At 73.1% G+C, this 25,977-nt stretch carries 15 protein-coding genes and 1 tRNA gene; 9 read left to right on the top strand and 7 right to left on the bottom strand.

Going from position 1 to position 25,977, the window contains the following annotated elements:
- Positions 1 to 362 precede the first annotated feature (362 nt).
- Both ACQYWQ_RS14360 and ACQYWQ_RS14355 read left to right on the top strand, forming a co-directional pair.
- Positions 363 to 1,448 (top strand): aldo/keto reductase, encoded by a 1,086-nt coding sequence (locus tag ACQYWQ_RS14360; protein ID WP_431034990.1) that lies wholly within the window; start codon positions 363 to 365, stop codon positions 1,446 to 1,448.
- A 158-nt stretch (positions 1,449 to 1,606) separates the two neighbouring features.
- Complete coding sequence (locus ACQYWQ_RS14355) at positions 1,607 to 3,403, top strand: hypothetical protein (protein WP_431034989.1); 1,797 nt, start codon at positions 1,607 to 1,609, stop codon at positions 3,401 to 3,403.
- Between the two features lie 298 nt (positions 3,404 to 3,701).
- Here the strand turns inward: ACQYWQ_RS14355 and ACQYWQ_RS14350 are convergent, their stop codons facing one another.
- On the bottom strand, positions 3,702 to 5,870 hold the full coding sequence (locus ACQYWQ_RS14350; protein ID WP_431034988.1) for a tetratricopeptide repeat protein: 2,169 nt from the start codon (positions 5,868 to 5,870) through the stop codon (positions 3,702 to 3,704).
- Between the two features lie 471 nt (positions 5,871 to 6,341).
- Here ACQYWQ_RS14350 and ACQYWQ_RS14345 point away from each other — a divergent pair, with 471 nt between their 5' ends.
- From ACQYWQ_RS14345 to ACQYWQ_RS14330, 4 genes are all read left to right on the top strand, one after another.
- On the top strand, positions 6,342 to 6,587 hold the full coding sequence (locus ACQYWQ_RS14345; protein ID WP_431034987.1) for a hypothetical protein: 246 nt from the start codon (positions 6,342 to 6,344) through the stop codon (positions 6,585 to 6,587).
- Positions 6,588 to 6,958: 371 nt separating this feature from the next.
- Positions 6,959 to 9,172 carry a flotillin family protein gene (locus ACQYWQ_RS14340; RefSeq protein ID WP_431034985.1) on the top strand — a complete coding sequence of 738 codons (2,214 nt, stop codon included), beginning with the start codon at positions 6,959 to 6,961 and terminating at the stop codon, positions 9,170 to 9,172.
- Positions 9,169 to 14,232, top strand: coding sequence for a DNA repair ATPase (locus ACQYWQ_RS14335; protein ID WP_431034983.1), 5,064 nt, complete (start codon positions 9,169 to 9,171; stop codon positions 14,230 to 14,232). The genes ACQYWQ_RS14340 and ACQYWQ_RS14335 overlap by 4 nt, the downstream gene beginning before the upstream one ends.
- 170 nt (positions 14,233 to 14,402) lie before the next feature.
- A complete protein-coding gene (locus tag ACQYWQ_RS14330) occupies positions 14,403 to 15,173 on the top strand; it encodes a polysaccharide deacetylase family protein (RefSeq protein ID WP_431039189.1) in 771 nt (256 codons plus the stop codon).
- Between the two features lie 471 nt (positions 15,174 to 15,644).
- Here ACQYWQ_RS14330 and ACQYWQ_RS14325 read toward each other — a convergent pair whose 3' ends face one another.
- The 3 genes from ACQYWQ_RS14325 to ACQYWQ_RS14315 form a co-directional block, all read right to left on the bottom strand.
- Positions 15,645 to 16,478, bottom strand: coding sequence for a PIG-L family deacetylase (locus ACQYWQ_RS14325; protein ID WP_431034981.1), 834 nt, complete (start codon positions 16,476 to 16,478; stop codon positions 15,645 to 15,647).
- Positions 16,475 to 16,960, bottom strand: a complete 486-nt coding sequence (locus ACQYWQ_RS14320; protein ID WP_431034979.1) for a hypothetical protein — start codon at positions 16,958 to 16,960, stop codon at positions 16,475 to 16,477. The genes ACQYWQ_RS14325 and ACQYWQ_RS14320 overlap by 4 nt, the downstream gene beginning before the upstream one ends.
- A gap of 211 nt (positions 16,961 to 17,171) precedes the next feature.
- Positions 17,172 to 17,245, bottom strand: a tRNA-Gly gene (locus tag ACQYWQ_RS14315).
- Positions 17,246 to 17,627: 382 nt separating this feature from the next.
- On the opposite strand from ACQYWQ_RS14315, the gene dcd reads away from it, so the two are divergent.
- Both dcd and ACQYWQ_RS14305 read left to right on the top strand, forming a co-directional pair.
- On the top strand, positions 17,628 to 18,203 hold the full coding sequence (gene dcd, locus ACQYWQ_RS14310; RefSeq protein ID WP_164291230.1) for a dCTP deaminase: 576 nt from the start codon (positions 17,628 to 17,630) through the stop codon (positions 18,201 to 18,203).
- A gap of 5 nt (positions 18,204 to 18,208) precedes the next feature.
- Complete coding sequence (locus ACQYWQ_RS14305; protein ID WP_431034978.1) at positions 18,209 to 18,709, top strand: phosphoribosyltransferase; 501 nt, start codon at positions 18,209 to 18,211, stop codon at positions 18,707 to 18,709.
- A gap of 103 nt (positions 18,710 to 18,812) precedes the next feature.
- On the opposite strand, the gene ACQYWQ_RS14300 is transcribed toward ACQYWQ_RS14305, so the two are convergent.
- Positions 18,813 to 19,883, bottom strand: a complete 1,071-nt coding sequence (locus tag ACQYWQ_RS14300) for a YIP1 family protein (protein WP_431034977.1) — start codon at positions 19,881 to 19,883, stop codon at positions 18,813 to 18,815.
- 256 nt (positions 19,884 to 20,139) lie between these two features.
- On the opposite strand from ACQYWQ_RS14300, the gene ACQYWQ_RS14295 reads away from it, so the two are divergent.
- Positions 20,140 to 21,291, top strand: a complete 1,152-nt coding sequence (locus tag ACQYWQ_RS14295; protein ID WP_431034976.1) for a hypothetical protein — start codon at positions 20,140 to 20,142, stop codon at positions 21,289 to 21,291.
- Positions 21,292 to 21,457: 166 nt separating this feature from the next.
- Here ACQYWQ_RS14295 and ACQYWQ_RS14290 read toward each other — a convergent pair whose 3' ends face one another.
- Together ACQYWQ_RS14290 and ACQYWQ_RS14285 are read right to left on the bottom strand one after the other, a co-directional pair.
- Positions 21,458 to 22,921: an FG-GAP repeat protein gene (locus ACQYWQ_RS14290; RefSeq protein ID WP_431034975.1), complete on the bottom strand. Its 1,464-nt coding sequence runs from the start codon at positions 22,919 to 22,921 to the stop codon at positions 21,458 to 21,460.
- 354 nt (positions 22,922 to 23,275) lie between these two features.
- Positions 23,276 to 25,552: a (Fe-S)-binding protein gene (locus tag ACQYWQ_RS14285; RefSeq protein ID WP_431034974.1), complete on the bottom strand. Its 2,277-nt coding sequence runs from the start codon at positions 25,550 to 25,552 to the stop codon at positions 23,276 to 23,278.
- Between the last annotated feature and the right edge of the window lie 425 nt (positions 25,553 to 25,977).

Raw genomic sequence — 25,977 nt, 5'->3', positions numbered from 1 at the left:
TTGCCCGCGCGCACGCCGAAGCGAGGACCGGTGCGCGGTCCCCGCCACAGGTGCCAGCGACGGGGGCGTCCTTCGCATTCCGCCCGCACCCGCCGAATCGACGTGAGCCGTGTCACATCGGTGCACGAATCCACCGGAGCCGCCGAACCTGCCGGAGCCGCCGAACCTGCCGGAGTCGCCGAACCTGCCGGGGCCGCCGGAACTGGCGAATCCGCCGTAGTCACCGGAGCCGCCGTAGTCGCCGGAGCCGCCGGAGCCGCCGGAACCCTCCGAACCCGGAAGGCCCACCCCGCTTGCGGAGCGGAACACCGTTCCGTATCGTCGGACTGAACGTTGTTCCGTTTTCTGTCAGGAGCTTCAGCATGCACTACCGACCTCTCGGCCGGACCGGAATCAAGGTCAGCCCCTACGCCCTCGGCACGATGATGTTCGGGGCGCACGGGAACACGGACCACGCGGACTCCGTGCGGATCATCCACCAGGCGCTCGACGCCGGGATCAACTTCGTCGACACCGCCGACTTCTACGCGCGCGGCGAGACGGAGGAGATCGTCGGCAAGGCGCTCAAGGGCCGCAGGGACGGCATCGTGCTCGCCACGAAGGCGCACCTGCCGATGGGCGAGGACCCGAACATGCAGGGCAACTCGCGTCGCTGGCTGGTGCGCGCCCTGGAGGACTCGCTGCGGCGGCTCGGCACCGACCACGTGGACCTCTTCCAGATCCACCGCCCGGACCTGGACACCGACATCGAGGAGACGCTCTCGGCGCTCACCGACCTCGTGCGCGCGGGCAAGGTGCGCGCGATCGGCACCTCGTCGTTCCCGGCCTCGTACCTCGTCGAGGCGCAGTGGGTCGCCGAGCGGCGCGGCCTCCAGCGCTTCCGCACCGAGCAGCCCAACTACTCGATCCTCGACCGGGGCATCGAGAGCGAGATCCTGCCGGTCGTCGAGAAGTACGGGATGGGGGCGCTCGTCTTCAGCCCGCTCGCAGGCGGCCAGCTCACCGGGCGCTACCGCAAGGGGCAGGCATCGGACGGGCGGCGCGGCGAGCTGTTTTCGTACTTCGGCGACGAGCGGCGTCTTGACGCGGTCGAGCGGCTCGTCGCGCTCGCCGAGAAGACCGGCATCTCGCTCACGCACATGGCGATGGCCTTCGTCCTCGCCCACCCGGGCGTGACCTCGGCGATCATCGGCCCCCGCACGAAGGCGCACCTGGACGACCTCCTCGCGGGCGCGGACATCTCGCTGAGCGACGACGTGCTCGACGAGATCGACGCGATCGTGCCCCCGGGGACGGACGTCGGGCGCATGGACATGGTCTTCCAGCCCCCGGCCCTCACGAACCCGGCTCTGCGCAGGCGCTCGGCGGCCGAGCGCTCGGCGGCGGACGGGGCGGCAGCGGACGGCGCGGCGGCGAGCGGTGCGGCGGCGAGCGGTTCGACGGCCTGAGGGAGCGGCGGCGGAAGGCGGCTCCGTACGGACCGGTACGGGTACGGGGCCGCCCCGGCCCTCCTGACGTGCGCCGCCCGATAGGGTGCCCCGGCGTCCCGGACGACGATCCGCCCGGCACGCGACACGCGTTGACGCACGCGGGAAGGGAGGGGCGCGTGGGGGCGGGGGGCCGCGAGATACGGGTGCCGGTCGGGGCGGGCGCGGCGCGCTGGACGAGCCGGTCGGTGGAGCGCCGCGTGCTCCTCGTCGTGCACAACGTCACGTCGGCGGGCCGGCTGCTCGATGTCCTGCCGCTCTTTCACGACGACCTCCGGGTGCAGATCCTCGTGAGCAACACCGGCTCCTCGCCCTTCCAGGCCGGTATCGGGGAAGTGCTGCACGCGCTGGATCTGCCGGTACTGCCCTGGGAGCAGGCGGTACGGGAGCCTGTCGATCTCGCGCTCTCGGCGAGTTTCGGCGGGGGCCTCGACGCGTTGCCCGGGCGCCTGAGCGTGCTCTCGCACGGCGTCGGCTACACCAAACGCCTCGCGCGCCCCGGCGGCAGCGGCCCCGGTGAGCGAGCCCCCGGCCCTGGTGAGCGAGCCCCCGGCCCCGGTGGCCGCCCCGGAGTGCACAGCCCGGAGCCGATCTTCGGGCTCTCTCCCGACTGGCTGCTCGTCGACGGGAAGCCGTACGTGGACGGGCTCGTCCTCTCCCACCCCGAGCAGCGCGAACGGCTCGCGCGTGTCTGTCCCGAGGCCCTGGACGCGGCGGTCCTCGCCGGTGACCCCTGCTACGACCGGATGCTCGCCGCACGCCCCTACCGCGAGCGCTTCCGCCGCGCGCTCGGCGTCCGGCGCGGACAGCGGCTCCTCGTCCTCAACTCCACCTGGAACCCCGAGGGCCTCTTCGGCAGCGGGGGCACCGACCTGCTGCCCACGCTGCTGCCCCGCCTCGCGGCCGAACTCCCCGCCGATTCCTACCGGCTCGCCGCCGTGCTCCACCCGAACATCTGGTATGGGCACGGTCCCGGCCAGATCCGGGCCTGGCTCGACCGCGCCCGCCGCTCCGGTCTCGCGCTCATCGACCCCGTACGGCACTGGCGGCAGGCGCTGCTCGCCGCCGACGCGGTGCTCGGCGACTTCGGCGCCGTCAGCTACTACGCGGCGGCGCTCGGCCTGCCCGTTCTGCTCGCGGCGCGGGGTACGGAGCGGCTGGACCCGGAAGCCCCGCTCGCCCGCTTCGTCGCCGGGGCGCGGCGCCTCGATCCCGAGGGCGCACTCATACGCCAGGTGGACGACCTCATCGCCGGCCACAGGGCGCCCCCCGAACCCGCGGCCTTCGTCACCTCGGCGCCCGGGCGGGCAGCGGCGCTCCTGCGCACGCACTTCTACACGCTCCTCGACCTCCCTGAGCCGCCCTGGCCCGCGCTCCTCGAACCGCTCCCGCTCCCGCCGTACGAGCCCGTCCACCGCACCGCCCCGCTGCGCGTCCGGACGCTCGCGCGCGGGCGGCGCGTCCGCGTGGAGCGCAGCGCCGACGTGCCGTACGGGGCACAGGAGGAGACACACCTGTGCGTGTACGAGGAGACCCGCGACCCCGGCGAACTTGACCTCGCCGACGTCATCGTGCGCGAGGGCCTGCCCGATGACCCGCGCACAGGAGGCCCCGCCCGCTGGACGGCGGACATCCTGCGCGCCCACCCGCACTGCGCCCTCGCGGTCTACGTGGACGGTGCGCACTCCTGCACCGTCCGCTCGCGCCACGCGGGCCTGCTCCGGCTCACCGCAGGCCCTGGCGCGGACGCCGACCCGGCGGCGTACGCGGGAGCGGTCCACGCCTGGCTGGGCGGGGGACGCCGGGTCCCGCCGCGCGGCATGAGCCTGCGGGTGGAGGCGGGAGGGGGCGAGCACGTGGTGCGGGTGGCGCGGGCGGGGGATGTTTCACGTGAAACATCGATGCACCGGCCGTAGTTGGATGTTCCACGTGAAACATCGGGATGCGGCCCCTCGCGGATGTTCCACGTGAAACATTCACCCAGACCGGTCACCACCGCTGCCCGCTGTCGCCTCGCCACCACCGCCGCTGCCCGCTGCCCGCAAGCGCCACCACCGCCGCTGCCCGGCGCTCGCCACCGCCACTGCTGCCGTTGCTGCCCGCCACCCGCCGCGAGTCATCCGCCGTGAGCCGTCCGCCTCGCCCGCCGCCTGCCGTGAGCCCCCCGCTCGCTCCGGCCGCCCCCTCGGCCGCCCGCCGCCTGAGCCCGCGCCCTCAGGTGCCCGCCCCCGTCACCCGCTCCCGCAGTGTGACGAGGAAGGCCCGGCGTGCGTGTTCCTCGCCCCCCAGCAGTTCCTCGGCCGCCTCGATGTGCGTGAGCGCGTCCTCGGCGCGGCCCATCGTGTGCAGGGTCTCGGCCAGTTCCGAGAGGGTCTTCGCCCGGTTGGCGTCGTCCTCCAGTTCCTCGAAGCGCCCGACAGCCGTCTCCTGGTGGGCCCGGGCCTCGGTGAGCCGACCGCGCAACCACAGGGCGCGACCCTGATGACGGGTCAGGAGTGCCCGGGCGCGGGGGAGATCGCCGAAGCCCCGGTCGTCCGGGCCGATACGGCCGTACAGGGCGTCCGCTGCGGCCAGGCACTCCTGGGCGGGCTCCGGCTGCGCCTCGTAGAGGTGGAGGAGGCCCACGTACTCGACGGCGGAGGCCTGCCCGCGCAGGTGGCCCGCCGCCTCCTCGTGGGCGCGCGCGGCCCCGGCCGCCGTCCGGGCCTCCTCGTACCGCCCCAGCTGGCCGAGGCAGTGGGCGAGCTGGAAGTGGGCGGCCGCCGCCTCCTCGGTCCCCGGGCGGTACTCGTCGGCGAGCGTGACGAGGAGGCGCATGGCGGGCAGGGTCTCGTCCCAGTACCCGGACTTGAGTTGCACCGGCCACAGCGCCCGGCCCAGGGCGAGGGCCACGTCGGGGTGGCCGAAGTCGCGGGCGAGGGTGACGGCGGCGACGATGTTGGGCGTCTCGGCGCACAAGTGCGCGAGCGCGGTGTGCGGATCGGGCGAGGCGGGCTCGCCGGGGGCGGGTCCGGCGAGCCCGGCGGGCGGTGCGGTGCGCCAGCTCTGCGGCAGCGCCGCGCGGGCCGTGCGCAGCGCGCGGTCGCGCAGGGCCTCGGCCCCCCTCCGTACGGCCAACGCGCAGTCCGAGAGCCCGTCCAGCCGCCCCGCCGCGTCCGCGAGGTGGTCGCGGACGCGCGGGCTGAAGCGGTGACGGCCGTCCGGCCGCGGGTCGAGCAGCCCGTGCTCGACCGCGTCGGCGAGCGCGGTCACGGCCTCCTCGTACGGGACGGCGGCGAGGGAGGCCGCGAGTCCGGCGTCGAGGAGCGGCCAGCCGCACACCGCGGAGAGCCGCAGTACGCGGGCGCTCGCCGGAGGCAGGCTCGCGTGCGCGTGGCGGGCGGCCTCGCGCACGGGGTCGCCGGAGTGGGCGCTCTCCTCGCGGTGCGGGGCCGCCTCGTGCTCGGCGATGAGGCGGCGCACGGCGGTGAGCAGCGCTTGCGCGTTGCCCTCCGACGCGGCGATCACGTCGGCCTCGGCGGGGGTCTTGCGGCGGCGCTTGGGCGCCTCCTCCGCCGCGAGGCTCCGCAGCAGCGCGAGCGCGTGCCGATCGGACAGGGGCGGTACGTCGACCCGCGTCGCCTCCAGCGCGGTGCGCGGCAGCGGGGGGCCGGAGACGACGACGAGGAGGAAGGCATCGGAGGTCGTGGGCACGAGGTGCCGTACCTGCGCGGCCGCCGTGACGTGGTCGATCACGACGAGCGCGGGCTGCCCCGCGATCCGGCGCCGGAACTCCTCGATGCGCCCCTGCTCCGTCGGCGGCAGGGCGTCGGGGGCGAGCCCGGTGCGGGCGAGGAGCGCGGCGAGCACGGCCGCCGGGGTGGGGGCAGGGACACCGGGGACGTCCCGCAGGTCGAGGTGGATGCGGTGCTCGCCGAAAGTGTCCTCGCGGCGCGCCATCCAGTGCAGCGCCGTCGCGCTCGTGCCGATGCCGGCCGGCCCGTACAACTGGACCGCGCGGGGCGCGCCTTGGTACGGGCGCTTGAGTTCCTCGTCCAGCCGGTCCAGGACCTTCTCGCGGTTCTGGAAGCCGCGGGGCGGGATCGGCATGGGCGGCCAGGGCGCACCCGTCGTGGCGGTACGGAGCCGGGGGACCACGGCCATCGCGGAGCGCCACTCCCCGGCGAGGGCCGGTCGCTCGCGCAGCAGCACGCTCAGCCTGGCGGCGAGGTCGTCGCGGGCAGCGGGCTCGGTGAGGGTGGGCGCGATGGTCCTGCGGCCGAGCGTGCGGTGGACGAGTTCGTGCGTGCTGACGAGGAGTTGCTTGCCGACCTCTCCGGCCGCGCCGTTGTACACCGCGCCGAGGAACGCGCTCAGCGCCCCGGCTGTCACCACTTCGAGCACGCCGGCCCCTCCCCGCTTCACATGGTCCCGCTCGGCACGGGGGACCGTATCCACCCCGGCGGCCCGGGAAACCGTATCCGCAGCGGGTGGTCCGGGACACGGTAGCGGCCGCAGCCCCCCGGAGGACCTGGGGAGAGCAACTCCCGGCCGGGGCCGCGCTCCCGCCACACCCCCGGCCCCCGCCATCCCTCCCCCCCCGCGCGCCGCCTCCCCCCCTCCTGCGCCTCCTCCCGAGCCCCCTCCCTCCCCTCCCGTCCCGCTCCCTCCCGTCCCACCCGCCTCCCTTCCGCCCCGGCGCTCACCCCGGCATTCACCTCGCACGGAACATTGCCGGAACCAAGCAGTGCGTCAGAAGCGTGTAAAGGGCAGGATCGGGGGAGCGGCCCGGCGCCAGGGCCGTGAGAACGGGGGTGGGTGACCGTGGGGGGTCGGAAGCCTTGGGCGCGTTTCGCGGGGGACGAGGGTCCCTCGTTGCGGGCGTTCGTCGGCGCCTTGTGCGTCATCCGCACCGGCTGGGTCGATGTCCGCTTCGGGCAGGCCGAGGTCCGCGCGACGGACGGCTCGACCGCGCTGGTGCAGGTACGGCAGTACGAGGGCGAGGAGTTGGCGCTCGGGAGCACGGGGCTGCTCTACGCCTACGAGGAGGACCAGGGGTTCTTCTGGGTCACGCCCTTCGATCCCGGCCTCGACCCCGCTCCTCCTGAACCGGGCCGCTGAGACGGCGGTACGGCTGACACGGCGGTACGGCTGAGACGGCGGTACGGCTGAGACGGCGGACGGCTGACACCACGGTCACGGCCCGCGCCGCCCGCCCCGCGCCGCGCCACATGGGGCCGCCCGGGCACGTACGCCCGCAGGAGCCCCGCCCCCGTACCGCCCGGCCGCCCCGTCCACCGCGCCCCCACCGCGCCGCACCCCGTACCCGCCACGTCACGCCGCAGCCCATTCATCCGCATACGCACTGATTCGTCACACCCGCCGATCCGGCACACCCGCTCTTGCGTCACACCCGCTCGTCGTCATCCGCTCCGCTTCGTCCCGCACCGTTTCGTCACCCGCACCGCTTCTTTCCTGACCGGGGGTCATTCATGAATCTGCTTCTGGGGGTCGGAATTCCGGCCGTCGTCCTGCTCCTGCTCATCGCCGTCGGGCTGTTGCTCGTCAGCAAGCTCTTCCGGAAGGTCGAGCAGGGACGGGCGCTCATCGTCTCCAAGTACCGCAAGGTCAGCGTCACGTTCACCGGGCAGGTCGTGCTGCCGGTGTTCCACAAGGCCGAGGTCATGGACATCTCGGTGAAGACCATCGAGATCTCCCGCACCGGCGCCGACGGCCTCATCTGCCGCGACAACATCCGCGCGGACATCCGCATCTCCTTCTTCGTCCGGGTCAACAAGACCGTCGAGGACGTCATCAAGGTCGCCCAGGCGATCGGCACCGCGCGCGCCAGCGACCGCGCCACGCTCCAGGAACTCTTCAACGCCAAGTTCTCCGAGGCGCTCAAGACGGTCGGCAAGCAGCTCGACTTCACCGACCTCTACACGATGCGCGAGGAGCTGCGCGACCGGATCATCCAGGTCATCGGCACGGACCTCAACGGCTACAGCCTGGAGGACGCGGCGATCGACTACCTGGAGCAGACGCCGCTCGCCCAGCTCGACCCGGCGAACGTCCTCGACGCGCAGGGCATCCGCAAGATCACCGAGCTGACGGCCGTCGAGCACGTGCGCACCAACGAGTTCCAGCGCACGGAGGAGAAGGAGATCACGCGCCAGAACGTCGACGCGCGCGAGGCGATCCTGGAGCTGGAGCGCCGTCAGTCGGAGGCGGAGAGCAAGCAGAAGCGCGAGGTCGAGACCGTGCGGGCGCGTGAGGACGCCGAGACGGCGCGGGTCGTCGAGGAGGAACGGCTGCGCGCGCAGGCCGCGTTCCTGCGTACGGAGGAGCAGCTCGGCGTCCAGCGCGAGAACCAGGCGCGCGAGATCGCCGTGGCGCAGAAGAACCGCGAGCGGGTCATCGCGATCGAGAACGAGCGCATCGAGAAGGACCGCCTCCTGGAGGTCATCGGGCGCGACCGCGAGACCGAGCTGACGAGGATCGCCGCCGAGAAGGAGGTCGAGGGCGAGCGCCGCGCGATCGCCGAGGTCATCCGCGAGCGCGTCGCCGTGGACCGCACCGTCGCCGAGCAGGAGGAGGCGATCAAGCGGCTGCGCGCCGTCGAGGAGGCCGAGCGGCTGCGGCAGTCGGCGGTCATCGCCGCCGAGGCGGAGGCGCAGGAGCAGCTCGTCAAGGACATCAAGGCCGCCGAGGCCGCGGAGCAGGCGGCCGTGCACCGCGCAGCCGAGCAGCTCACGCTCGCCGAGGCGCGCGACAAGGCGGCCACGCTCGACGCGCAGGCGAAGGTGCGGCTCGCCGAGGGCATCCAGGCCGAGGCTGCGGCGGAAGGGCTCGCCGCCGTGCGCGTACGCGAGCAGGAGGCGGACGTCACCGAGAAGGCCGGGCTCGCCGAGGCCCGTGCGACGGAGGCGCGGCTGCGCGCCGAGGCGGCGGGCGCCCGCGCACTCGCGCTCGCCGAGGCCGAGGGCACGCGGGAGAAGGCACTCGCCGAGGCGGCCGGCGCGCAGGAGAAGGCGAGCGCGGAGGCCGCGGCGGTGGAGAAGAAGCTCAAGGCGGAGGCCGCGGGGCTCACCGACAAGGCGGCCGCGATGGCGGCGCTCGACGAGGCCTCGCGCGGGCACGAGGAGTACCGGCTCCGCCTGGAGGCGGAGAAGGACATCCGCCTCGCGGGCCTGGACGCGCAGCGGCACGTCGCGGAGTCGCAGGCCACGGTCCTCGCGACCGGCCTGGAGCACGCGAACGTCAGCATCGTCGGCGGCGAGGACGTGTTCTTCGACCGGCTCGTGCGCTCGGTCTCGCTCGGCAAGGGGCTCGACGGCTTCGTGCAGGGCTCCGAGACGGCCCGTACGCTCGCGGGCCCGTGGCTCGACGGCACCTCCTCCTTCACGGACGACCTGACGAGCGTCCTCGGCTCGGTCACGACGGGCGACATCAAGAACCTGACGGTCTCCGCTCTCCTCACCTCGCTCATGGCGCGGGGCGGTGACCCGCGCCTGGCCGAACTGACCGCGACGGCACGGAGCCTGGGCCTCGCCGACCTGCCCCTCGCGGGCCTGCTCGGCGGCGTCGGCGGCAGCGGCGGTACGGGCGCGAACGGCGGCGGTACGGGTACGGCGGCGGCGCCCGCCGCGGTGCCCGCCCCCGCCTCGGCCCTCAACGGCGCCCCGGCCCCCGGGAGCGCGGAGTGAGCCTCGACCCCGGGGCGAGCCTCGTCGCCGACCACTCCCGCCTCCGCGAGCGCACCGGCGTCCTCGCCTCCCGGCTCGCCGCGCTCGACGCGGCGCGCCGCGAGGCGTTCGGCGGCACGGACGTCGTCCCCGACCGGCACGGCGAGATCACCGTGCCGCGCCCCGCGCACCCCCGCGACCTGCTCGCGGTCGCTCCCGGCACGCTGCTCATCGGGCAGGTGCCGGGCCCGGGGACCGTGCGCGGGGAGCCGGAGGCCGGCGACGTCCTGCGCCTGTACGACGGGAAGCTGCGGCCGCTCGCGGACGACGCGGTGCCCGGGCTGCTCGACGACCCGGCGTTCCGGCAGGAGTTCGCCGCGCTGCACCGCTACTTCAGGCGCGCCGCGCTCGTGCGGCTGCGCAGGGTCCCCGGCAGGCTCCTCGCGGTCTTCCGCACGGGCGAGCGCGAGGGCGACCTCAAGGTCCTCCGCTGGGAGGACAAGGGCGACGGCACGTACCGCTTCATCGACGCGGCGGGCGAGCGCGAGCACGCGGCGGCCGGGCGCTACGACGTGTCCTGGCACGAGGCGGGCCGCGCCGACCACGTTCCGGGGCGGCACCCGCACGTCCGCCTCGCGGGCGGCGCGCTCTACGTGTCGACCGTGGGCGGACGCCTCGGCATCAAGACGGAGAACGACACCGAGACCAAGGACGTACTCCACGAGGAGCCCGTCGACGAGCCGTTCCAGTCCCTCGGCGACGCGGAGTTCGCGCACGCGGAGGCCGGGTCGCTCGTCCTGCTCCGCGTACGCCCGTACAAGGAGGAGGCGCGCTACTTCGTCTTCCACCCGCTGACGCGGCGCGTGACGCGGCTCGACGCGCTCGGCCGCTCGTTCCGGCGGCTGCCGGGCGGCGAGGGACTCGTCTACCCGGGCGGGTACGTGCTCGCGACGGGCGAGGTGCGGCGCTTCGACCTCACCGGGCGCGAGGAGGAGGGGCCACGGTTCGAGCAGGAGGTCGCCTCGCCCGACGGCGAGCAGGTCCTGTACGTCTTCCGGGCAACGGAGGGCGGCCCCGCCCTCCTCCTCCCGTACCACAGGGTCCGCAAGGAGGTCGCGACACCGCTGACGACCCACGGCCACGCGCTCCTCGACGACGGCACGCTGTACGCGCTCGAAGCGCCCGGCACCGAGGCCACGACCGCGCACGCGGTCCGCGCCTGGCGCACCCCGTTCGCCGCCCGCTCGCGCGAGGCACGCGCGGCGGGACCGCTGGCCCGGATCGGCGCGGCCGCGCTCGTACGGGGCATCGCCGACTGCCTGGACGCGGTACGGCTCGCGCGCGCCGCGGTGGGGGACGCGCGGGTGCCGGTACGGGACGCGGGGCCCGGGGCCGAACACCCCGCGGAGCCCGGGGCCACCGGCGACCCCGCCGGGACCGGGACCGAGGAAGGGGCTGAAACCGCGGCAGGGGCAGGGGCAGGGGCAGGGGCAGGGGCAGGGACAGGGGCAGGGACAGGGACAGGGGACGGGGCCACCGGGATCGAGGCCGCCGCCACGCCCGCGGAAGCCACCACCGAACCCGCCCACCAGGCCCTCCTCACCGCGTGCGACCGCGCGCTCGACCGCCACCCCTGGCTCGCCGCCGACGACCTGCCCGTCGACCTGCGGACCCCGCTGCGCGAGGTGCGGGACGCGGCGCGGCGGACGCTGGAGTCGTACGCGACGGTGCGGGCGCTCGCCGCCGAGTCGGCCGCCGAGGTCACGCGCGCCGCCGAGGAGGTACGGGGCCTGCTCCGCCGCGTCGCGGGCGAGCCGGCGTCCGGCGTCTTCACGTGGGTCGAGCGCCTCACCGAGCTGCGGCGCGCGCAGGGCGCCGTGCTCGCGCTCGCCGGGCTGCGCCACGTGGACACGGCGGCCGTCGACGCGCTCGCCGCCGAGACCGAGCAGGGCCTCGACACGACCGCCCGCCGCGCCCTCACCGCTCTGGAGGACACGGCCGCCTTCACGGCCCAGGAGGAACAGCTCGCCGCGTACGAGGACGAGGCCCGCGCCCTCGCCCAGGCATCAGCGGCCGTCGAGCTGACCGCACGCATCGACGACCTCGCCGCCGGACTGCGTTCCCTCACCGAGACCCTGACCTCGCTCGAAGGCACCGAGGCCACCGCGCGCACCCGCGTCCTGCACCGCGTGACCGGGCTCCTCGGCGGCCTCAACCGGGCCCGCGCGCTCGCCGCGGGACGCGCGGACGAACTGGGCGAGGCCGAGCAACAGGACGCGTTCGCAGCGGAGTTCGCGCTCTTCGGGCAGGCCGTGACAGGTGCGCTCGCCGCCGCGAGCACCCCCGAGGACTGCGAGAGCGGACTCACCGCGCTGCTCACACGTCTCGACGGCCTGGAGGCCAGGTTCGCCGGGCAGGACGCCTTCCTCACCGCGCTCGCCGAGAAGCGCGCCGAGGTGAGCGACGCCTTCGCCGGGCGCGGTCAGAGCCTGCGCGACGCCCGCGCCCGCCGCGCCGAACGCCTCGCCGACTCGGCCCGCGCCCTCCTCGCCACGGTCGCCAGGCGCGCCGCCGCGGCCGCCGAACCGGCCGCGCTCGCCGCGTACTTCGCCTCCGACCCGATGCCGCTCAAGGTGCGGGACGTGGTGCGGAGCCTGCGTGAACTCGGCGACCCCGTACGGGCCGACGAGCTGGAGGCCCGCCTCGCCGCCGCGCACGAGGAGGCGCGCCGCGCGCTGCGCGACCGGGGCGATCTGTACGAGGACGACGGGGCGACCGTCCGCCTCGGCCGCCACCGCTTCGCCGTGACCCGCGAGGCCCCGGTCCTGACGCTCGTCCCTGCGCCCGACGGCGGCGGCCTCGTCCTCGCCCTGACGGGCACCGACCACCGCACCCCCGTCACCGACCCCACCCTCGTCTCGCAACCCGCCTTCTGGTCCCAGGAGTTGCCGAGCGAGAACGCCGAGGTCTACCGCGCCGAGCACCTCGCGGCGCGCCTCTTCGCCGCGCACGGTCCGGCGGCGCTCGCCGCGCGTACCGCCGAGGAGCGCGCCGCGCTCGTACGGAGCGAGGCGGCCGCCGCGTACGACGAGGGCCACGAGCCCGGCGTGCACGACCACGACGCGGCGCTGATCCTCGAAGCGCTCCTCGCACTCGCCGCCACGGCCGGGCTCTCGCGGTTCCCCGCGGCCGCCCGCGCGGCCGCGCGCCTGTACTGGACGTACGGCCCCGAGGACCGCGCGGCGCTCGCCCGCACCTGCGCGTCCCTGACCCGCGCCCGCGACACCTTCGGCATCGAGCCGGGCGCCCTCACGGCACTCCGCACCCGGCTCCACGAGGACACCGGAAGCGGGGTGTGGGGAGCGGGTCTGAGCGAGGAGGCGGCCGCCTACCTCGTCGAGCAAGTGGCCGCCGACGCCGGGCACTTCGTCGCCGGACAGGGTGCCCTGACGCTCCTCGCCGACTTCCGCGCGCACGTCGGCACCGCCCCGTACGCGGAAGAGGCGCGCGAACGCCTCGCGGCCGACGACCCCCTGGGCGCCGGCGCCCTCGTACGCGGGTGGCTGGAGGCGTACGTCCGCGGCGGCTCCGGCCGCGCGCCCGGCCCCGAGACGGAAGGCGACCTGGCGGAGGCGGTGGCACTCGAACTGTGCGGTGGTGGTGGGGACGTGGCCTCAAGCGCACCCGAGGCCCCCCAGTCCGCCACCGTCACGGGCCTCATCGGCACCCATCCCCGCCTGACCCCCAGCCCCGCCGGAGGACGCGAACTCACCCTCCGCATCGACGAGTTCCTGCCCCGCACCCACGCCTTCCGCACCACCACGGCCCCCGCCTTCCGCGCCTACCAGCGCGCACGCACCCGCTACCTCGCCGCGGCCCGCGCGGAACTCGGGCTCGACGGCTATGTCCCGCGCGTCGCGGGCTCGTTCGTACGCGGACGGCTCGTCGACGAGGTGTACCTGCCGCTCGTCGGCGACAACCTCGCCAAGCAGCTCGGCACCGCGGGCGCGAGCCGCCGCACCGACCGCGGCGGCCTCCTCCTGCTCCTCTCGCCGCCCGGCTACGGCAAGACGACCCTCACCGGCTACGTCGCCGCCCGCCTCGGCCTCCTCCACGTCCGCGTCGACGGCCCCGCGCTCGGCAGCGCGACCACCTCGCTCGACCCGGACCGCGCCCCGGACGAGGGCGCACGCCGCGAACTGGAGAAGCTGCGCTTCGCGCTCACCGCGGGCAACAACGTGCTGCTCCACATCGACGACATCCAGCACCTCTCGCCGCGCCTGCTCCAGCAGTTCATCCCGCTGTGCGACACGAGCCGCACGCTCGACGGGCACGACCTGCGCGGCAAGCGCTTCGCCGTCGTCATGACCGGCAACCCGTACACGGAGTCGGGGGACTCCTTCCACGTCCCCGACATGCTCGCGAGCCGCGCCGACGTGTGGAACCTCGGCGACGTCCTGCACGGCAAGGAGGACGCCTTCGCGCTCAGCTTCCTGGAGAACGCCCTCACCGCACACCCCGCGCTCGCCCCGCTCGCCTCCCGCGCTCCCGCCGACATCCCCGCGCTCCTCGCGGACACCGCGACGGAACATGCCTACGCACCGGCCGAACGCGCGGAGATCCGGGCGGTGTTGGGCCACCTGGTACGGGCCCGCACGACCCTCCTGCGCGCGAACGCCGCGTACATCGCCTCGGCCGCCCGCACGGGCGCCTCGCGCACCGAACCCCGCTTCCAGCTCCAGGGCTCCTACCGCGACATGAACAAGATCGCCGCGCGCGTCACCGCCGACATGACCCCCGAGGAAGTGGAAGCGCTCGTCACCGACCACTACCGTGCGGAGGCCCAGACCCTCGGCCCGGAAGCGGAGGCGTCCCTCCTCGCACTGGCCCTGCTGCGCGGCACCTCGACCCCGGAGGAGAAGGCCCGCTGGGAAGCCCTGTGCGAGGCGGAACGCAGGGAACGCGCGCTCGCGGGAACGGGCGAGGACCCGGTGGGCCGCGCGGTGGCCCTCCTCGCCGACCGCCTCGCGGACGGCTTCGCCGGGGTGGAGCGGGCGATCGGGGGAAGTCCCCGTACGTGAGCACGCCTGCGCGCGCGGAGGCGTGGCCCCTCTGTCGCCGTGCTCTCCCGTATGTCGCCGCCCCCTCGCAGCTTTGTCCTGGCTCGGTAACCGGGGTATCTCCGCAGGCCAGACGTGTGGCTGGATGGACGCACGGCAACGGCGGAGACACCGAGGGGCGGGCGGCACGGATGGCACGGCACAGGGAAAAGGTCTGGCGCGGGAAGTACGGCGCCGCGGTACTCGGCGTGGCGGCGCTCGCCGCCGTGACCTCCCTGTGGACGGCGCAGGCCGACACGCTCTCGGGCCCCGCGCCGCGGCCGAGCGCCACCGCGACACCGACCGCACAGCCGAAGAAGGTGGCCGCCGCCATCGCGCACGCCTCGGACAAGGGCGCGCGCGGCGTCAACATCACGATCGACGACGGCCCCGACCCCACCTGGACGCCGCAGGTCCTCGCGGTCCTCAAGGAGTACGGGGTCAAGGCGACGTTCTGCATGGTCGGCACCCAGGCCCAGGCGCACCCGGACCTCGTCAAGCAGGTCGTGGCGGACGGCCACAGGCTCTGCGACCACACCATCTCGCACGACACCGGCATGGACCACAAGTCCGAGGCGTACCAGGCGCGGGAGATCCTCGACGCCGCCCGCATGATCACCAAGGCATCCGGCGGCGTCCGTCCCCAGTACTACCGCGCCCCCGGCGGCGCCTTCACCCCGTACAGCCGCCACCTCGCCGCCGCGCACGGGATGCGCCCCCTCGGCTGGAACGTCGACACGAAGGACTACGAACACCCGGGCCTCGCCACGATCGTCTCCACGGTGAAGGCGGAACTCCCCAACGGCCCGACGATCCTCTTCCACGACGCGGGCGGCGACCGCGCCGAAACCCTCTCCGCCCTCCGCGAGATCCTCCCCTGGCTCAACAGCCAGGGCTACACCTTCGGCTTCCCGGTGAGGTGAGGCGGCCAGCCCGGCCGCTCACCCCCCCCGGGGGCACCCCGGAGCCTTCGGGAGCCCGGGGCGGGGCAGCCAGGGCCGCCCCGCCCCCGGGCGATGGGGAAGGTGAGTGGGACGAGGGGCGGAGGCGGCTCTTCCCGCGCGGTGGCCGGGGTGCCGCGCTCCAAGACGGTTCGGAGCGCTGTCTGAGCGAGGACGGGGGCATAGAGATCCTTGCGTTCCTTCACCGGCCGGGCCACCGGCGTGATCTCGTCACGCGTCTTCACATACCTGTACGCGCGGGTGGCCGGCACCACCTCTTCCAGCGGAAGGTCGATCCGGATCGCCTGCCGCTGCCAAACGCCGCGCCGTCGCAGTATTCCCCAACTGCCCGAGCCCGTCGGCGCATCGCTCTGGCCGGGGCGATCACCAACGGGGCCGGCGGCGCCGCGCGATGGCGTTGGCCGAGACGGCCTGGGAGGGACTGGCGCAGGCTCAGCGCAGCCCGGCGAAGAGGTCGTTCTCGGGGAGGGGCGCGCCGGAGGCGTCCTTGACGCGGAGGAAGGTCTCCGTGCCCATGAGCTCGCCGAACCTCTCCTTGCCCATCCTGAGGAAGAAGATGTTGTCGCCCTGACTGGCGTGCGCGGCGAGGGCGTCGAACTTCTGGCCGCTGAAGGCCGTCGTGTCCACCCACGTCGTGATCTCGTCGTCGGGAAGCCCGATCTCGGCCATCGCGGCGGCCTCCGCGGGGTCCGGCTCCGGCATCTCCGGCTGGAACTCGCGCATGATCTCGCCGAACCGCCCCATCGCCGAGCGGGGTGATGTCGTCCAGTACACCTTCGGCGTCAGCCCGCTCAGCTCCACCGCGGCCATCGTGACGCGGTGCGCCTGGATGTGGTCGGGGTGCCCGTAGAACCCGTTCTCGTCGTACGTGACGACGACGTCGGGCTCGTACTGCCGCATGAGCGCGGCGAGCCGCTCCGCGCCCTGCGCCACCGGGGTCTGCCAGAACGCGCCGGGCGCCTCGTTGCTCGGCCACCCCATCATCCCGGAGTCGGCGTAGCCCAGCATCTCCAGGTCGCTGATCTTCAACACCTCACAGCTCGCGAGGAGTTCTTCGCGACGCATCTCGGCCACGGCCAGCGGATCGTGCCCGTCGTCGCCGGGCTTGACCCCGCCGGGCCCGTCCCCGCAGCGGCCGTCGGTACAGGTGACGAGCACCGTACGCACGCCCTCGGCCGCGTACCGCGCGAGCACCCCACCGGTGCTCGTGGCCTCGTCGTCGGGATGCGCGTGCACTGCCATGAGGGTCAGGGGCCGGTCGGTCATGGGGAACAGTCCTCCAGGGGAAACGGGCGCAGTACGTGGTGCCCCGCGTACGCCCGTACAAATATGCCCCAGGTCGCGCAGGCGGGGCCCGGGCCGAGTACGGGGCGCCGTCGCACGGGTGCACAGGCGTGCGGACCGGCCTCGCGGCGGCGTACGAGGCCGAACGCGCCCCCGCCCGCCGCCGGGGCCACGCCGCACACGAGGGCGCGTCGCGGCAGGCCCGAGGAGGAGCCGGTGGAGGCGCCCCCGGCCCCGGCGGGCTGGCTGCCCGCGGCGCCGATCGCCAACTCGTGGTCTTCGAGGCACGGGCTGCCGCCGCAGGAGCCGCTGTCGCTGAAGCAGTCGCATCTTGTCGGTCGCATGGACAGAGGCCAGGGCAGCACCTCGTCCATCGCCTTGTCGGTCCCGTGGGTGACCCGGAGCGTGAAGGCGACCCACGACGGCAGCCCGCCCACGCCGACGGCGAGCCCGGCCCCCGACACACACGCGGCATCGCCGCGCCGACCATGCGGCAGGGGATGAGCCGCCTGCTATCCAGGCTCCTTTCCCGGAGGCCGGGAAGTGGCCGGCCTCATTGACGCCCTACGCCCGCTGAACAGGTCAGTGGCAGCGAGAAAAACGGATCAGGCACGGCGCGACCAGTCCGGTCCGGACAACAACAAAGCCCCAGGCCATCGACCTGGGGCTTTTTCATGGAGCGGGTGACGAGAATCGAACTCGCGCTCTGAGCTTGGGAAGCTCATGTTCTACCATTAAACTACACCCGCACAAAAATACCTCCGCAGCTTACCAGACCCTGGGGTCGGTGGGGCGGGGTGTTTTGCTGTGGGGGAGTCTACCGTATGGCGGCGGGGGGTTGGGTGCGGGGTGGGGGTGGGCGGGGCGTAATGTGGCGTTCGTCCTGGCTCGTCGGCTTGTGGAAGGGGCCTGTTGGTTGATGGGGGACACCGTCGTGCGATGTGCTGAGGGGCATGTGTTTGCCACGTCCTTGTTTCCGATGCGGCGGCTCGGGGCCGCGCGGATCGGGCCCGGGCGGTTGGTGCGGTGCCCGAGGTGTGCGCGGTTGAGGTACGCGGTTCCGGTGGAGGCCGGGGCGCGCTGACCGGGGTGGGGCCCGTCCCGGTGCGGGGCGGGCCGTATCCTCGACGGGTGCTTCTCTCAGACAAGGACATCCGGGCCGAGATCGATGCCGGTCGGGTGCGGATCGATCCGTTCGACGAATCGATGATCCAGCCCTCCAGTGTCGATGTGCGTCTCGACCGGTATTTCCGGGTGTTCGAGAACCATCGGTACCCCCATATCGACCCCGCCGTCGAGCAGGTGGATCTCACGCGGCAGGTCTCGCCCGAGGGCGACGAGCCGTTCATCCTGCATCCCGGGGAATTCGTGCTCGCCTCGACGTACGAGGTCATCACGCTGCCCGATAATCTCGCCTCGCGTCTTGAGGGAAAGAGTTCGCTCGGCAGGCTCGGGCTCGTCACGCATTCCACGGCCGGTTTCATCGACCCGGGTTTCTCCGGGCACGTCACCCTTGAGCTGTCGAATCTGGCGACCCTGCCGATCAAGCTCTGGCCCGGCATGAAGATCGGGCAGCTGTGCCTGTTCCAGCTGAGTTCGCCCGCCGAGTTCCCCTACGGCTCGGAGCGGTACGGCTCGCGCTACCAGGACCAGCGGGGGCCCACCGCCTCCCGCTCCTACCTGAATTTCCATCGGACCGAGGTGTGAGCCCCGTGAACAGCGGCAAGCGCGAAGAGCTTTCGTACGAGGACTTCGGCGGCGCCGTCCGGGCGCTCGCGCAGACCATCGCCGACGACGGCTACGAGCCCGACATCGTGCTCTCCATCGCCCGTGGCGGTGTCTTTGTCGCCGGTGGTCTCGCCTATGCCCTCGACGTCAAGAACATTCACCTGGTCAACGTCGAGTTCTACACCGGTGTCGGGACGACGCTCGACATGCCCGTGATGCTCGCGCCCGTTCCCAACGCCATTGACTTCAGCAATAAGAAAGTCCTTATCGCTGACGATGTCGCCGATACCGGGAAGACCCTCAAGCTCGTGCACGACTTCTGCGTCGAGCACGTCGCCGAGGTCCGCAGCGCCGTCATCTACGAGAAGTCCCAGTCGCTCGTGAAGTGCGAATACGTGTGGAAGCGCACCGACGACTGGATCAATTTCCCGTGGAGCGTCCAGCCCCCCGTCGTACGCCGCGACGACCAGGTGCTCGACGCCTGAGGCAGGTGCTCGACGCCTGAGCAGGGTGACGAGAGGGGAGGGCCCGCCGGGGTGTCCGGCGGGCCCTCCCCTCGCGTGCCCGGAAGGCGTGTGCGGCTCGTGCTCAGAACGTGCCGAGCTTGATCAGCGAGAGCAGTGCCACCAGCTGGATCGCGCTCGCGCCGAGGGCGCGGGGCCAGGCGAGGTCGTGGGAGCGGCTCACCATCGAGGTGAAGAGGAAGCCCGCGGCGATCCACGTGATCCAGCCGACGACCTGCACGAACGAGGCGTCGCCGCCCGCGAACATCGCGATGACCAGGCGGGGCGCGTCCGTCAGCGTCATGATCAGCATCGAGAGGCCGACCGTCGGCTGCCAGGAGCCGTCTCCGCCGAGCTGGCGGGCCAGGGTGTGCGTGACGACGCCGAGGACGAAGGCGCTCACCGTGATCATGACGGCGGCGGTGAGCACGTAAGGGACCGCTGTGCCCAGGGTCGCGTGGATGACGTCGTCGCGTGCCTCGTCGAAGCCGAAGATCGCGAGCAGCCCGTAGATCAGCGTGACGACGAGGGCCGGTCCCCAGACCGGGTAGTCGCGCATCCGCTGGAAGGTCTGCTGCGGGCGCAGGACGATGCCGCTGAGCAGCTGCTGCCAGCGCAGCCGGGGGCCCGTGGGCGCCGCGGGGGGCGGGGGCACGTCGTGGCCGTACGGGTCCTCGCCGAGGGCGAAGGCCTGGGTGTGGCCCGGGTTGTCGTGCTGGGCCGCGGAGGGGTACGGGGCCTGCGCGGAGGGGCCCGGATAGCCGTAGCCACCGCCCTGGGGACCCGGGTTGTTCGGGTAGCCGTAACCGCCGCTCCGCGGCTGCGGCTGCGGGGGCCCGCCGAAGTACTCGGGCTCGCCCGGGCCCGAGGGCACGCCGTGCGGTCCCGGCCTCCCCTGCGGTCCCGGCCTCCCCTGCGGTCCCGGCCGGCTCTGCGGACCCGGCCCGCCCTGGGGCGTGGGCCAGCCGTTGCCCTGGGGCGCCGCGGGCCAGCCGTTGCCGCCGCCCTGCGCAGGGCGCGGGGCCGCGCCGTACGGCTGCGGCTGCTGCCGCTGCCCGGGCGCGGGGTACTGGCCCTGCGGGGGCCTGCCCTGAGGGTTCTGCTGCTGCCCACTCGTGCGGTTGTCCCGGCCGCGTCCGATCCTGAATCCAGCCACGCCCCGAACGTACCCGCATATCCGGGCCGGTAAGGAGCGGTCCCGGCCGGGCGGGGGCTTTGCGGCCGAGCTGTGACATCTCCCGGCGGCGTGTCGCGGGGTGCGACGCGGACCTTGCGTCACTCCCGTACCGGCTTATAGGTTCGAACGTTCTGCCGAAGGCGGACCCGCGCGCCCCACCTCGCGGCCTTGTTCGCGTTCCTGGGGGGAACGGATGCGTCATCGCTCGACGGTCTTGTCGGCCGCGCTCGGGGGGATGTCCCTCGTCGCCGCGCTCGTCGGTACGGTCGCGGTCCTGGTGGGGGATGCCGTGCGGTACGGCTCCGACGACGACGGGCCGATGTGGACCGCGCTCGTGCTGTGCGGGCTCGCCGTCCTCTGCGGCGCCGGGTGGCTGATCGCCGTGCGGGCCGCGCCGCGGGTCGAGAGGCTGCCGGAAGGGCCCGTACGCGCCGGGATTCCGCGGCGGGTCGCGCCGATCCGCCGCAACTGGCCCCGTACCGGCCATGTCCTGCTGTTCCTGATCGCCCCGTACGTCCTCGTGCGCACCGCCGCCCTTCCCCTGGGCGGCTTCTTCGGCGAGTTGCTGCCCTTCCTGGTGCTGATCGCCACACTCGGCGCCCTGGTGCGGCTGCCGTTCCTGCTGAGCGATCAACTGCCGCCCGCGCAGCGCGGCTTCCGCAGGCGTGTCGCCGCAGGGGGACCCGTGCTCGCGACGCGGGCGCGGCTCGGGAGCCCGCTGCGGTTCGACGTCCGTACGGCTTCGGCGACCGGGAGCGGGGACATCGTCACGAGCGTCGCCTACGGGATCGCCGTCACTCCCGACGGCGCGCGCGAGGTGTCCTCGCCCGTGGACGAGGGCTTCTTCGGGATCGAGGCCGTCGAGGAGCGCAGGATGTTCCGGCTCGCGATCGGGGAGCGGCACCTCTCGCACTCGGTCGCGCAACTCGCGGGGCACCGGGGGTGGTTCTGCGTGCCGCGCGAGTGGCGGGCGTACACCGGGGCGCGCGGGGAGCGGCCGCTGGTACCGGTCTTCTTCGCGACGGACTCGGGGCACGTGGTGTGGGCGGCGATCGAGCCCGGGTTCGTCGCGAGCGCGCTCGCGGAGGGGCACCTGGCGCAGCACGGGACGGATATCGCGCTGAGCGCCGTACCGGTGCGGAGGCCCTCCTTCTACGTGGCGCGGGCGCATGACCGGGTGCTCGCGCTCGCTCTCGGCGTCGTCCTCGCGACCGTCCCCGCGATGGCCGGGCCCGTGCCGGGGTGGGTGACGGTGCTGTGCGGGTTCGCCGGGGTGGCGCTGCTCGGCAGGGCCGCGTACGTGGCGCTCACGGCGCCGTACCGCTATCAGGTCCAGGACGAAGGGCTCTGGAAGCACGTCGAGTTCACGGACCCGGCGCTGCGCTGAGCGCCGCGCCTCACGGACGTCCCCCGGGGCCGTGACCGGCCGCCGGGGGATCGGGGGGACGCCGGGCGTCAGGGAATCCGGGGGGATTCCCTGACGCCCGGCGTACGGGAAGGCCGAGGGCCGGGCGGGGTGGTGCGGGGCGTACGGAGGGGCAGGGGTACGGGGCTCAGTCGGCCATGTTGTGGCCGAAGACCGGCGTGCCCGCGGTGGAGATGCCCACCGTGGAGACGTACACACCCGCCTTGCCCTTGAAGCTCTTGCCGTTCGGCTGCGTGAGCAGCGGGTAGACCGCGCCGTTGCCGTTCTCCCACGGCGCGGCGATGATCAGGTCGCCCTTCTTGTCGCCGTTGAGGTCGTCGATGTGGACCTCGGAGCCGAAGCCGTCGTTCGCCTCGTCGTCGTTGGGCACGCCGGCGGTGTTCTGGCTGAGGAAGAGCGATCCCGTGCCGGTGATGCCGGAGCCGTCCGCCTTGTTGAAGAGGACGGTCACGGCGCCGGTGCCCTTCTTGCCGTCGACCGTCTCGCCGGGGGCGCCGACGATCAGGTCGAGCTTGCCGTCGCCGTTGACGTCGCCGAGGTCCAGTTCGCTGCCGAAGCAGTCGTTCTTCTCGCCCGCCCCCGGCACGCCCGCGGTGTCCTGCGTGAAGGTCTGGATCTTCCCCGAGGCGGGGCCGTTCCTGGTGCCGTGGATGATGAGCGCGGTGCCGCCCTTGTGGGCGTGGCCGATGCCGCTGTCCCATTCGAGCCCGGTGACGATGTCGGCGTAGCCGTCGTTGTCGGTCTTGCCGATGTCGGTGATGAACCCGGCGGGGAGCCGCTGGGCGCCCTTGGTGGTGGCGCCCGATGCGGAGCCGGGGAGCCAGTAGTTGGCGTCGAGGTCGTCGCTCTTGGCGTAGCCGTTGACGATGAGGTCCTCCTTGCCGTCGCCGTTGACGTCCCCCGAGTGCAGGTTCTTGACGCCCGCGCCCTTGCCGCTCCAGACCGCGGGCGTGACGGTGTACGCGCGGGGGCCGCCGGAGCCGTTCGTACGGCTGAAGCTGCCGCGCAGGATGTCGACCACGGCGGAGCCCGAGGTGGTGCCGGCCGCGATGTCGTCCCGCCCGTCGCCGTCGAAGTCGCCGGCCTCCAGCGGGGCACCGTAGTTGTCGTGCTGGGTGGGGCGCGGGTCCTTGAGCGTCGTACCGCCGCTGAGGCCCGTCTTCGAGCCCCACAGGATCACGGCGGTGCCGCCGTCCTTGTCCTTGCCGACGTCCTCGCCCGGCACGCCGACGACGAGGTCGTCGAAGCCGTCCCTGTTGAAGTCGCCGAAGGCGGTGTCGGCGCCGAAGTAGTCGTCCGCCTCGGCGCCGCCGGGGACGCCCGCCGAGTTCTGCGTGTACGTGGCGGTGCGCGTACCGCTCTTCCCGCCGTAGAGAACGGCGACGGCGCCCGCGTTCTTGTGGCCGGCGACGGTGGCGTGCGAGGCGCTGACCGCGACATCGGCGTAGCCGTCGCTGTTGAAGTCGGCGTCGACGCGGCCGGGGACCTTGGCGCTCGCGGCGGTGGCCGCGCCCGCGGTGAGGGTCAGCAGTCCGCCGGTGAGGGCGAAGGCGGCCGTCGCGGCGAGGGCGGTACGAAGGTGAGAGGGCATGGGTGTCTCCTGCGCGAAACGCGGGGGCACCGTATGCCGCCCGCGGCCTTGTGGCGCTGGGGAGACCTGTGGGGCGGTCGAATGGTTGTACGGAGCGTGGAGGGGGAGTGACGGGGTGGTGAAGGGGGGTGCGCCGGTGAGGGGGTACGGGGGAAGGCGCGCGTACGGCGAGGGGGTGCGGGGGGAAGGCGCGCGTACGGCGAGGGGGTGCGGGGGGAAGGCGCGCGTACGGCGAGGGGGTGCGGGGGGAAGGCGCGCGTACGGCGAGGGGGTGCGGGGGGAAGGCGCGCGTACGGCGAGGGGGCGCGCGGACGTGGGTCTCCGCGCCCCCTCGGGCGGTCGTCGTGCGGCCTGTCAGCCCGCCGCGGGGGCCGGTTCGGGCTCAGGGGCGTCCGCGGCGGCGGCCGGGGGCTCGGGGTCGGCGGGGGTCTTGACCGAGTCGAGGAGGAGCTGGGCGACGTCCACGACCTGCACCGACTCCTTCGCCTGGCCCTCGTTCTTCTTGCCGTTGACCGAGTCGGTCAGCATGACGAGGCAGAAGGGGCAGGCCGTCGAGATGATGTCGGGGTCGAGCGAGAGGGCCTCGTCGACGCGCTCGTTGTTGACGCGCTTGCCGATCCGCTCCTCCATCCACATGCGCGCGCCGCCCGCGCCGCAGCAGAAGCCGCGCTCCTTGTGGCGGTGCATCTCCTCGCTGCGGACGCCGGGGACCTTCGCGATGATCTCGCGCGGCGGCGTGTAGATCTTGTTGTGGCGGCCCAGGTAGCAGGGGTCGTGGTACGTGATGAGGCCCTCGACCGGCGTGACGGGGACGAGCTTGCCCTCGTCGACCAGGTGCTGGAGCAGCTGGGTGTGGTGGATGACCTCGTACTCGCCGCCGAGCTGCGGGTACTCGTTCGCGATCGTGTTGAAGCAGTGCGGGCAGGTCGCGATGATCTTCTTCGCGGACTTCGGCTTCCTGGTCTCCGGGTCGTCGTCGTCCTCGCCGAAGGCCATGTTGAGCATCGCGACGTTCTCGGCGCCGAGCTGCTGGAAGAGGGGCTCGTTGCCGAGGCGGCGGGGCGAGTCACCGGTGCACTTCTCGTCGCCGCCCATGATCGCGAACTTGACGCCCGCGATGTTCAGCAGCTCGGCGAAGGCCTTCGTCGTCTTCTTCGCGCGGTCCTCCAGAGCGCCCGCGCAGCCGACCCAGTAGAGGTAGTCGACCTCGGTCAGGTCCTCGACGTCCTCGCCCACGACGGGGACGTCGAAGTCGACCTCCTTGGTCCACTCCAGGCGCTTCTTCTTCGCGAGGCCCCAGGGGTTGCCCTTCTTCTCCAGGTTCTTGAGCATCGTCCCGGCCTCGGAGGGGAACGAGGACTCGATCATGACCTGGTAGCGGCGCATGTCGACGATGTGGTCGATGTGCTCGATGTCCACGGGGCACTGCTCGACGCAGGCGCCGCAGGTGGTGCAGGACCACAGGACGTCGGGGTCGATGACGCCGCCCTCTTCGAGGGTGCCGATGAGGGGGCGCTCGGCCTCGGCGAGTGCCGCGGCGGGGACGTCCTTGAGCTGCTCCTCGCTCGCCTTCTCCTCGCCCTCCATCGTCTTGCCGCCACCGGCGAGCAGGTACGGGGCCTTCGCGTGCGCGTGGTCGCGCAGCGACATGATGAGGAGCTTCGGCGAGAGGGGCTTGCCGGTGTTCCAGGCGGGGCACTGCGACTGGCAGCGGCCGCACTCGGTGCAGGTGGAGAAGTCGAGCAGGCCCTTCCAGGAGAAGTGCTCGACCTGCGAGACGCCGAAGACGTCGTCCTCGCCCGGGTCCTCCCAGTCGATCGGCTTGCCGCCGGTCGTCATGGGCTGGAGCGCGCCGAGCGAGACCGCGCCGTCCGCGTTCCGCTTGAACCAGATGTTGGGGAAGGCGAGGAAGCGGTGCCAGGCGACACCCATGTTGGTGTTGAGGCCGACGGTGATCGCCCAGATCATCGTGGCGCCCAGCTTGATCATCGCCGTGAGGTAGATGAGGTTCTGGAGCGTGGAGACATCCAGGTCGCGCAGGCCCGCGACGAGGGGGTACGAGACCCAGTAGCTCGCCTCGTAGCCGTCGACGTGGTGGATCGCGCCTTCGAGGCCGCGGAGCATGAGGACCGCGAGCCCGATGATCAGGATGACGTACTCGACGAAGTACGCCTGGCCGAGCTTCGAGCCCGTGAAGCGGGACTTGCGCCCGGCGCGCGAGGGCAGGCTCAGCAGGCGGATGCCCATGAGGGTGAGGATGCCGAGCGTCGTGAAGAGCGCGATGAACTCGATGTAGACCTCGTACGGGGGCCAGGTGCCGATCCAGGGGATGATCCAGTCCGCCTGGAAGAGCTGCCCGTACGCGTTGATGATCGTCAGGCCGAGGGTGAGGAAGCCGACCGCGACGAACCAGTGGGCGACACCGACGATGCCCCAGCGGTTCATCCGGGTGTGGCCGACGAATTCCCTCGCGAGAGTGAGGGAACGCTGTTTCCAGCGGTCGGTGCGACTGCCTGCCGGGACCGGCTGGCCGAGCCGTACGTGCTGGATGATCTGCGCGATCGCTCGGGAGATGAGCGCCACGCCGACCACGGTCAGGAGCAGCGACACGATGATCGCGGCGAGCTGCATGGAGGGCTCCTCGAACCTGCGCGGAAGTGCGGGGTACTGGGGTGGGTGCGGGCTGCTGGTGGTGCGGTGGTGCGGGTCTGCTGGTCGTGCGGTGGTGCGGTGGTGCGGTGGTGCGGGTCTGCTGGTCGTGCGGTGGTGCGGTGGTGCTGGTCGTGCGGTGGTGCCGGGCGCGGACGGCCCGCAGGGCCATCCTACTAAGCAGTAACTTATTTGGTTCTGTAGGGAGGGTATCGACTCCCTGTCGTCGTGGCTCCGCTGTGCCGCGTGATCTGGCGCACGGCGCGCCGCGGGTGTCGCGGGCGGGGTGTCGCGGATCGGTGGGCGGGTGTTGCGCGTAAGGGCTGAATAAGAGTTGAGTGCGAGCGGCTCAGGTCTGTTGACAGGGGGTGGGGGGCTGTTGCATGGTTGAGCCAGTTCCACTCAAG

Source organism: Streptomyces sp. P6-2-1 (assembly GCF_050613165.1).
GTDB lineage: Bacteria > Actinomycetota > Actinomycetes > Streptomycetales > Streptomycetaceae > Streptomyces.
The sequence above is the reverse complement of the archived record's forward strand: the minus strand, read 5'-3'. Positions and strand labels throughout refer to the sequence as shown.

What these genes read in the sequence shown, in the direction of transcription:
- ACQYWQ_RS14285 (WP_431034974.1), bottom strand. Translation starts at nt 25,552, where the DNA reads ATGCAGCTCGCCGCGATCATCGTGTCGCTGCTCCTGACCGTGGTCGGC.
- ACQYWQ_RS14360 (WP_431034990.1), top strand. Translation starts at nt 363, where the DNA reads ATGCACTACCGACCTCTCGGCCGGACCGGAATCAAGGTCAGCCCCTAC.
- ACQYWQ_RS14325 (WP_431034981.1), bottom strand. Translation starts at nt 16,478, where the DNA reads ATGACCGACCGGCCCCTGACCCTCATGGCAGTGCACGCGCATCCCGAC.
- ACQYWQ_RS14330 (WP_431039189.1), top strand. Translation starts at nt 14,403, where the DNA reads ATGGCACGGCACAGGGAAAAGGTCTGGCGCGGGAAGTACGGCGCCGCG.
- ACQYWQ_RS14340 (WP_431034985.1), top strand. Translation starts at nt 6,959, where the DNA reads ATGAATCTGCTTCTGGGGGTCGGAATTCCGGCCGTCGTCCTGCTCCTG.
- ACQYWQ_RS14290 (WP_431034975.1), bottom strand. Translation starts at nt 22,921, where the DNA reads ATGCCCTCTCACCTTCGTACCGCCCTCGCCGCGACGGCCGCCTTCGCC.
- ACQYWQ_RS14295 (WP_431034976.1), top strand. Translation starts at nt 20,140, where the DNA reads ATGTCCCTCGTCGCCGCGCTCGTCGGTACGGTCGCGGTCCTGGTGGGG.